A 3,020-nucleotide genomic window follows, 5' to 3' on the forward strand; every position below is an offset into this window, starting at 1 on the left:
TCGAAAGGCTTGGTCACCACGCCCACGGTGAGAATGCCCATTTCCTTGGCGACGCGCGCGATCACGGGCGCGGCGCCGGTGCCGGTGCCGCCGCCCATGCCGGCGGTGATGAACAGCATGTGCGCGCCGTCGATGGCCGCGCGGATGTCTTCCACGGCGGCTTCGGCGGCTTCACGGCCCTTTTCGGGCTTGCTGCCTGCGCCCAGGCCGCTTTGGCCGAGCTGGATGGTGCGGTGCGCGGCACTGCGGATCAATGCCTGGGCATCGGTGTTCGCGCAGACGAACTCCACACCCTGCACATTGCGGGCAATCATGTGCTCGACGGCATTGCTGCCGCCGCCACCGACACCGATCACCTTGATCTGTGTGCCCTGGTTGAACTCTTCGGCTTCGATCATTTCGATGGTCATGTTGCTGCTCCTGAAACTCTGAAAATTGGGGTCACGGCCGTTTGAAAGGGAAATCCTGGAATCACGCGTATTCGGACATCCGTGGGCGGGCCGGTGATGCGCAGTCGATAAGCGCTCATGGCTAGAAGTTTCCCACAATGAAGTCTTTGAAACGACCAAAAGCGGTCTTCATCGACCCACTCTTTTGTGCCACCTTGAAACCGCGCAGGCGCGCCAGGCGTGCCTCGTCAAGCAAACCCATGACTGTAGCCGACCGGGGCTGGGCCACCATGTCGGCCAAAGCGCTGGAATACTTAGGAATTCCGCGGCGCACGGGCTTGAGGAAAATGTCCTCGGCCAGCTCGACCATGCCGGGCATGACCGAGCTGCCGCCCGTGATCACGATGCCCGACGACAGCACTTCCTCGTAGCCCGATTCGCGTATCACCTGCTGCACCAGCGAGAAGATTTCCTCGACGCGCGGCTCGATCACGCCGGCCAGCGCCTGCTTGCTGATCATGCGCGGGCTGCGGTCGCCCAGGCCGGGCACTTCAACCTGGCTGTCGGGGTCGGCCAGCAGCTGCTTGGCGTAGCCGCTTTCGACCTTGATGTCTTCGGCATCCTTGGTCGGCGTGCGCAGCGCCATCGCGATGTCGCTGGTGATCAGGTCGCCCGCAATCGGTATCACGGCCGTGTGGCGGATCGCGCCGCCGGTGAAGATCGCGACGTCGGTCGTGCCCGCGCCGATATCGACCACGGCCACGCCCAGCTCGCGCTCGTCGTCGGTCAGCACCGCCTGGCTCGAGGCCAGCGGGTTGAGCAGCAGCTGCTCGACCTCGAGGCCGCAGCGGCGCACGCACTTGATGATGTTCTCGGCCGCGCTCTGCGCGCCGGTGACGATGTGGATCTTGGCTTCGAGGCGTATGCCGCTCATGCCAATGGGCTCCTTCACGTCCTGGCCGTCGATCACGAATTCCTGCGGCTCGACCAGCAACAGTCGCTGGTCCGAGGAAATATTGATCGCCTTGGCGGTCTCGACCACGCGCGCCACGTCGGTGGGCGTGACTTCCTTGTCCTTCACGGCGACCATGCCGCTGGAGTTGAGTCCGCGGATATGGCTGCCGGTGATGCCGGTGCACACGCGCTGGATCTTGCAGTCGGCCATCAGCTCGGCTTCCTTGAGCGCGAGCTGGATGCTCTGCACCGTGGCGTCGATGTTCACCACCACGCCGCGCTTGAGCCCGTTGCTCGGGGCCACACCCAGGCCCGCGAGCTTGAGTTCACCATTGGGCAGCACTTCGGCTACCACGGCCATGACCTTGGCGGTGCCAATGTCCAGCCCGACGACCACATCTTTGTATTCTCTTGCCATATCAGAGTCCGCCCTCAGTTGGTCCCGTCTTGTCGTTCTGTTGCATATGCCTTCCTTTCAGCGCCGGGCCGCAGCCGGCTTGGGCTGGGGTTTGGGACGGGGGGGAGGCAGCTTGCCCTGTACTGTGCTCACGCCATGCAGCCGCAGCGCATAGCCGTCTTCATAACGCAAATCCACGTATTCGAGTGCATCGGCCTTGCGCTGGTACTGCGTCGTCACGGTGGCCAGCGTGCGCGTGAAGCGCTGCACGCGCTGCAGCATCTGTTCCACCGTGCCGCCGCCGAGTTCCACCTGGGCCCCTTGGGCCAGGCGCGCCTTCCAGCTGCCGCGTTCGTTGAGCGTGAGCTCGTCGATTTCCAGCGCCAGCGGCGCGAGCGCGGGCGCGAGCATGCGGTAGACCTGCAGCACCTGCTGCGAGCTGCCGCTCGGGCCCTGCAGCCGCGGAATGCCTTCGCGCTCGACTTCGCCGATGTTGGCCTCGAACACTTCGCCGAAGCTGTTGACCATTTCCGCGCCCGTGTCCGGCCCCCAGAACGCTTCGGCCACATGCTCGTGCAATTCGACGCGCAGGCTGTTGGGGTATTCGCGCCGCACCTGGGCTTCGCGCACCCAGGGCACTTCCTCGAACGCCTCGCGCGCCGCGCGCAGGTCGATGGTGAAGAAGTTGCCCGTGAGGCTGGGCGCCACATTGGCGCGCAGCGTCACCGCGTTGTTGTGCACCAGCTCGCCTTCGACAATGATGCGGCTGATCGAAAACGCAGGATGGCGCACCACCCACCAGCTTGCCGCCGCCAGCAACAGCGCGGCGCAGCCCAGGAACAGGACCGTGGCGGTCACGTTCATGAGCTTGACGTCGAGCGGAGCGGGCAGCGTGCGCTTCATGGTCGGCCAGCGCCTCCATCGAGAGCGGCACTCGCAAGAATGCGCAGGCACAGGTCTTCGTAGCTGATGCCTGAAGCACGTGCCGCCATGGGCACCAGCGAGTGGCTGGTCATGCCGGGCGAGGTATTGATTTCGAGCAGGAACGGCTGGCGGTCGCTGGCGCGGATCATGATGTCGGCACGCGCCCAGCCGCGGCAGCCCAGCGTGCGGAACGCGCGCTCGACCAGGCGCTGGATTTCATGCTCCTCGGCCTCGGGCAGGCCGCTGGGGCAGTGGTACTGCGTGGTATCGGTGAAATACTTGTTCTGGTAGTCGTAGTTGCCTTCGGGCGCGACGATGCGGATCACGGGCAGTGCCTGGGCGCGGCCGGCATCGGC

2 protein-coding genes and 2 pseudogenes are annotated in these 3,020 nt (G+C 65.1%); all 4 read right to left on the reverse strand.

Annotated elements, in window-relative coordinates:
- Positions 1-410, reverse strand: a pseudogene (locus tag RR928_RS15785) (cell division protein FtsZ); the annotation flags it as partial.
- Positions 411-531: 121 nt separating this feature from the next.
- Positions 532-1,761, reverse strand: a complete 1,230-nt coding sequence (ftsA, locus tag RR928_RS15790; RefSeq protein ID WP_159913287.1) for a cell division protein FtsA — start codon at positions 1,759-1,761, stop codon at positions 532-534.
- Positions 1,762-1,818: 57 nt separating this feature from the next.
- Positions 1,819-2,643 (reverse strand): cell division protein FtsQ/DivIB, encoded by an 825-nt coding sequence (locus tag RR928_RS15795; RefSeq protein ID WP_332540048.1) that lies wholly within the window; start codon positions 2,641-2,643, stop codon positions 1,819-1,821.
- A pseudogene (locus RR928_RS15800) lies at positions 2,640-3,020 on the reverse strand (D-alanine--D-alanine ligase); the annotation flags it as partial. The gene RR928_RS15795 and the pseudogene RR928_RS15800, both read right to left, overlap by 4 nt.

The organism is Comamonas sp., assembly GCF_036666375.1.
Lineage (GTDB): Bacteria > Pseudomonadota > Gammaproteobacteria > Burkholderiales > Burkholderiaceae_C > Comamonas.